The organism is Saccharopolyspora sp. NPDC002686 (assembly GCF_040295745.1).
Taxonomy (GTDB): domain Bacteria; phylum Actinomycetota; class Actinomycetes; order Mycobacteriales; family Pseudonocardiaceae; genus Saccharopolyspora; species Saccharopolyspora oryzae.
The window spans coordinates 1-5,495 of record NZ_JBEOVY010000444.1 but is presented as its reverse complement, the minus strand read 5'-3'; the positions used below and the strand labels follow the sequence as shown (position 1 = coordinate 5,495).

The window sequence follows — 5,495 nt, the reverse complement described above, 5'->3', positions numbered from 1 at the left end:
TCTCTTATCACCCTTTACAGGTTTTCGTCCTTAAATCTTTTTTTGAGTGTTTTTCTGATTTGGTTTTTGCCGTGGTGGTGGGGCGGGGGGTCTTTCGCCCGGATACCGCACGCACCGCTCAGCGTCCTGTCCACTTCGGACTCCGCTTCTCAGCGAAGGCCCGGGGACCCTCCTGCGCGTCTTCGGAGCGGAGCATCGCCTGGTAGTTCGGCAGGTCACCGCTGCGCATCAGGCGGTAGCCGGACTCGACGTCCAGGGCGGCGGTGCAGCGCACGATCTCCTTCACCGCGGCGATCGCCAAGGGCGCCGAGCCGCAGATCCGGTGAGCCAGTTCCATCGCAGCACCGAGCAGGTCGCCAGCTGGGACCACGCGGTTCACCAGTCCCCACCGCTCCGCTTCCGCCGCGGTCATGCGGCGGCCGGTGAGCAGCAGCTCCGCCGCCACCGCCTGCGGCAGGCGCTCGGGCAGCCGGAGCACTCCTCCGGAATCGGCGACCATGCCCAGGGTCACCTCGGTGAGCGCGAACTCCGCGTGCTCGGCGGCGATGATCAGGTCCGCGGCCAGCGCGAGCTCGAAGCCGCCGCCCAGGGCCAGCCCGTTGACCGCGGCGATCACCGGCTTGTCCAGGTCGAAGAACTCGGTGAGACCGGCGAAGCCGCCCGGCCCGTGGTCGGCGTCGATGGCCTCGCCCTCCGCCGCGGCCTTCAGGTCCCAGCCCGCCGAGAAGAACCGCTCGCCCTCGCCGGTCAGCACCGCGACGCGCAGCGAATCGTCCCGCTGGAGGCGGTCGAAAGCCTCGTGGAGCGCCTGGCTGGTGGCGACGTCGATGGCGTTGGCCTTCGGCCGGTCCAGGGTCACCGTCAGCACCCCGCCGTCGACGTCCGTCCGCACCTGATCGGTCATCCGTCCTCCTTCGCGCGGCGGATCAGCACGTCCACCGCCACCGCTCCCCGCGGCGTCGCCAGCAGGGGGTTCACATCCAGTTCGAGCAGCGCGTCGTCGCCGCGCGCGTGCTCGGCGATCGCGGTGATCGCGTCCACCACCGCGGGCACGTCGGCGGCCGGTCCTCGAAAGCCCGCCAGCAGCGGCCAGATCCGCAGGTCGCGCAGGGCGTCGGCGATCTGCTCGCGGGTCGCCGGGAGCAGCAGCGTGACCGAATCGCGCACGAGCTCGACGAGCACGCCGCCCGCGCCGATCGTGAGCGACAGGCCGAACTGCGGATCGCGGCGGACGCCGACGATCAGCTCGGCGACCGCGCCCTCGACCATGCGCTCGACCAGGAACGCATCGGTCAGCCCGGCCATGTCGGCCACCGCGTCGCGCACCTGCTCCCCGCTGGTCAGCCCGACCCGCACGCCACCGGCTTCGGTCTTGTGCGCCAGATCGGCCGACACCGCCTTGACCACCACCGGGAAGCCGATTCGGGCGGCGGCCTCCGGCGCGTCATCCGCGCTGGTCAGAGCACCTTCCGGGGTCGCGACCCCGGATGCGGACAGCGCCCGCTTGCCCGCCCGCTCGTCGAGCTGGTGCGGCTCGCCGACGACTTCGACCGGGATCTCCAGCGGCGCCGTCGCGTCCGATCTCCGTTGCGCAGCACCGATTTCGGCCGCTGCGGAGATGGCCGCGAGGCAGTCCGCCACGCCCTGCATCGGGGCCATTCCCTCCGCCAGCAGCCGCTCCCCGACCTGTTCCGGGAGCCCTTCCGGCAGGGAGCTCACCACGCACGCAGGCGAACCCACCTGCCGGTGCGCGGCGAGGAAAGCGTCCACTGTGGTCACCCACGGGCCGTCGGCGCAGCGGTCCTCGCGGGGGAAGTCGACCAGCAGCAGGTGGGCGTCGAACCCGGCGCCGAGGAGTTCCGCGAAGCAGGCCGTTTGCGCTGGTCGATCACCCCAGATGTAGGTGTGGTAGTCCAGCGGGTTGGCCACCGCGACCCGGTCGCCGAGCAGCCGCTGCAACTGCCGTCCGGTGCCGTCCGGAAACGGTGGGAGGTCCAGTCCGCGCCGCTCGGCGAGGTCGGCGACCAGGGCCGCCTCGCCGCCGGAACAGCTGGCCGAGGCGATCCGGGTACCGGCCAGCGGGCCGTGCACGTGCAGGAACTTCAGCGCCTCCACGAAGGTCTCCACGCGGTGCACCCTGGCCATGCCGAGCCGCCGGAACAGCGCGTCGCAGAGCACGTCCGAACCCGCCAGGGAGCTGGTGTGGCTGAGGTTGGCCTGCGCGCCGAGCTCGGAGCTGCCGGACTTCAGCACCACGACCGGGATCCCCGCGCGCAGCGCCCGCAGGCCCACCCGGGACAGGGCTGCGACGTCGTCCACGCCTTCGAGGTGCAGGCCGATCGCGGTGATGCGGGGATCCTCGAGCAGCGCGTCGACCAGCTCAGCGGCGCCCGTCACGGCGCCGTTCCCGAGGGTGATCAGCTGGGCCAGCGGCAGCGAACGGCGCTGCATGGTGAGGTTCTGGCCGATGTTGCCGCTCTGCGTGAGCACCGCGACGCCGCGCTCCACTCGGCGGCCGCCGTGCTGGTCCGGCCACAGCGCGGCGCCGTCGAGGTAGTTGAGCAGGCCGATGCAGTTCGGCCCGATCAGCGGCATCCCGGCTGCGGCGTCCACTAAGGACTCTTGCAGCGCAGAGCCGTCCGGGCCGTGCTCGGCGAAGCCGGAGGCGTGGCACACCACTCCCCCGGTACCGCGCGCGGCCAGGTCGGCTACCACGCCGATCGTCGCTTCCTTCGGCACGGCGACGAAAGCCGCGTCGGGCGCCTCGGGGAGTTCAGCGGCACTGCGGTAGCAGCGCAGGCCCTCGATCTCGGTGCGGTGCGGGTGGACCGGCCAGACCTGGCCGGCGAAGCCGATGCGGCGGCACTGCCGGATCGCCTCGGCCGCGGCGTCCCCGCCGAAGACGGCGACGTGCTCGGGCGCCAGCAGTCGGCGCAGGTTCCGCTGGCGGGCAGGGGAAACAGACGTGGATTCGACGCTCACGACGCACCCGCCGGGGTCAGGCGCCGAGCGGGCGCAGCAGGGAACGGGAGATGATGTGCCGCTGGATCTCGCTGGTGCCGTCCCAGATCCGCTCGACCCGGGCGTCCCGCCAGAACCGCTCGATCGGCAGCTCGGCCATCAGCCCCATGCCGCCGAAGATCTGCAGCGCGCGGTCGGTGATCCGGCCCAGCGCCTCGGAGGCGAACAGCTTGGCCATCGCCGCTTCCTGGTCGGACATGCCGCCGGCGTCCAGCTTCGCCGCCGCCCGCAGGGTGAGCAGCTCGGCCGCGTCGAGCTCGGTGGCCATGTCCGCGAGCGGGAACCCGATGCCCTGGAACTTGCCGATCGGCTGGCCGAACTGCTGCCGCTCCGCGGCCCACCGGGTGGCCATCTCCAGCACCCGCCGACCGCGGCCGACGCTGGTCGCCGCGACGCTGAGCCGGCTCGCGCCCAGCCACTCGCCCATCAGCTCGAAGCCGGCGCCCTCCTCGCCGAGCCGCTGCGCAGCGGGGATCCGGCAGTCGGTGAAGACCAGTTCGCACTGGTGGTAGCCGCGGTGCGACACGCACGCCGAGCCGCGCCGGACCTCCAGCCCGGGGGCGTCGAGGTCCACCAGGAGCGCGGTGATCAGGTTCTTCGGACCGCGCGGGGTCTCCTCGACGCCGGTGGCGGCGAACAGCACGACGAAGTCGGAGGTGTCGGCGTGGCTGATGAAGTGCTTGGTCCCGTTGAGCACGTAATCACCGCCGTCGCGGACCGCGCGGGTCGTCATGGACCGCACGTCCGAGCCCGCGCCGGGTTCGGTCATGGCCAGGCAGTCGTGGCGCTCGCCGCGGATGGCGGGCAGCAGGTAGCGCTCGCGCTGCTCGCCCTCGCACGCCTGCAGGATGTTGCTCGGCCGGGCGACGAGCATCTGCAGCGCGTAGCTGGTGCGGCCGAGTTCGCGCTCGACCAGCGTGACGCCGGTGGCGTCCAGGCCGCCGCCGCCGAGTTCGGCGGGCATGTTCGCGGCGTACAGACCGGCCTCCAACGCCCTGGCCCGGATCCGCTCGGCGAGTTCGGCCGGTACCTCGTCGAGGCGCTCGACCTCGTCCTCGTGCGGCTCCAGTTCGGCGGCGACGAACTTGCGCACGGTGTCGACGATCATCTGCTGTTCGGCGGTCAGCTCGAAGTCCACGTCTGCTCCTCAGCGTCGGATGCCCATGGGGCGGCCCACTGTTCGGGGAATCGGTAGGGCCGCGTGCGCTCGTTGGATCGCCGTCAGGCGGTGCTGGATCTCGTCCGGCATTTCGCTGGAGCGGCCGAGGTTCGTGTCCACGTGGACCAGCAGCTGCTCGGCCGTGGCCAGCAGCGCGCCGGTTTCGCCGTGGTGCATCTCGTGGAACACGTGCACCCGCTTGGCGTCGTGGTCGAGCACGCGCAGGCTCAGCTCCAGCGGTTCGCCTTCGGCGGCCTCGCGCCGGTTGTGGATGTGGGTCTCCACTGTGTACAGAGAACGGCCGCTTTCCCGGTACTGCTCGTCGATTCCGAGGTAGCGGAAGAACGCGTCCGAGCTGTCGCCGAACACGAGCAAGTAGCAGGACTCGCTCATGTGGCCGTTGTAATCAACCCAGCTCGGGCTGACCGGCGTCCGGTGCAGCCGCAGCGGCGCCGGGATCTCCGCGGCGTCGTCCCAGGGCCGGTGCCCGCTGCCTTCGTAGGGGGTGACCACTCGCTCCATGTCGTCTCACAATGTGCGTTGGCTGTTCGTGATGTGCGACGCTAGGTGTCGATGGCGACCCAGTCAAGGCCGCCCACCCGACCGGCCGATCGCCGCGGCCGGGCGGACTAGGGTGGGGTCATGAGTGTCGAAACGGCCCGCAACCAGGACGAACCCCGTTCTTCGACCGGGCGCGTGCAGTCCCTGGACCGCGCCGTCGCGCTGCTCAACGCGGTCTCGTCGAGCGCCCCGGAGGGACGACCGGCGGCCGAACTCGCCGCCGAGTGCGACCTCAACCGGGCCACGGCGTGGCGACTGCTGGCCACCATGGAGCACCACGGGCTGGTCGAGCGGAACCCGCTGACCAACCGCTACTCGATCGGCTTCGCGATCAGCCGGATGGCCGCCACCGCGGGCGTCGACGGACTGGTGCGCCGCGCGCACGACGTCCTGGAGCGGCTCAGCCGAGAGACCGGCGAAACCGCCAATCTCGCCGTGGTGCAACACCTCGGCCTGACCTACGTGGACGAAGTGGCGCCGCCGGTGGTGCTCAGCGCCCGCTGGCTCGGCAGGCAGGTGCCGATCCACGCGACCTCGGCGGGCAAGGCGTTCCTGGCCTGGCTCCCGGACGACGAGGTCGAGTCTCGCCACCATCGCGACGGCGGTCCACCTCGCCCCGGGCACGGTCCGCAACTACCTCTCCTCTGCGATGACGAAGCTGGGCGTCTCGACCCGGCACGAAGCCGCCCGAAAGGCCTGGCAGGAGGGCTGGATCTGACGGTGCGGGGCGCCTCGGCCGAGGCGCCCCCCCCGC

Annotated in this window: 4 protein-coding genes and 2 pseudogenes; 2 read left to right on the top strand and 4 right to left on the bottom strand. The window is 71.6% G+C overall.

Annotation, left to right across the window (positions count from 1 at the left end; genetic code table 11):
* Window positions 1-118 precede the first annotated feature (118 nt).
* Genes ABTZ89_RS35045 through ABTZ89_RS35030 form a run of 4 tightly spaced genes read right to left on the bottom strand, consistent with a single transcriptional unit; the run spans window position 119 to window position 4,702 of the window.
* Window positions 119-904 (bottom strand): enoyl-CoA hydratase-related protein, encoded by a 786-nt coding sequence (locus tag ABTZ89_RS35045; protein WP_351053049.1) that lies wholly within the window; start codon window positions 902-904, stop codon window positions 119-121.
* Window positions 901-2,982, bottom strand: a complete 2,082-nt coding sequence (locus ABTZ89_RS35040) for an acetate--CoA ligase family protein (protein ID WP_351053046.1) — start codon at window positions 2,980-2,982, stop codon at window positions 901-903. Before ABTZ89_RS35040 ends, ABTZ89_RS35045 begins: the two co-directional genes overlap by 4 nt.
* A 16-nt stretch (window positions 2,983-2,998) precedes the next feature.
* A complete protein-coding gene (locus ABTZ89_RS35035; protein ID WP_351053043.1) occupies window positions 2,999-4,159 on the bottom strand; it encodes an acyl-CoA dehydrogenase family protein in 1,161 nt (386 codons plus the stop codon).
* Between the two features lie 9 nt (window positions 4,160-4,168).
* Entirely contained in the window at window positions 4,169-4,702 is a 534-nt protein-coding gene (locus tag ABTZ89_RS35030) for a thioesterase family protein (RefSeq protein WP_351053040.1), read from the bottom strand.
* Between the two features lie 120 nt (window positions 4,703-4,822).
* On the opposite strand from ABTZ89_RS35030, the pseudogene ABTZ89_RS35025 reads away from it, so the two are divergent.
* A pseudogene (locus ABTZ89_RS35025) lies at window positions 4,823-5,266 on the top strand (IclR family transcriptional regulator); the annotation flags it as partial.
* Window positions 5,267-5,333: 67 nt separating this feature from the next.
* A pseudogene (locus tag ABTZ89_RS35020) lies at window positions 5,334-5,459 on the top strand (response regulator transcription factor); the annotation flags it as partial.
* Window positions 5,460-5,495: the final 36 nt, after the last annotated feature.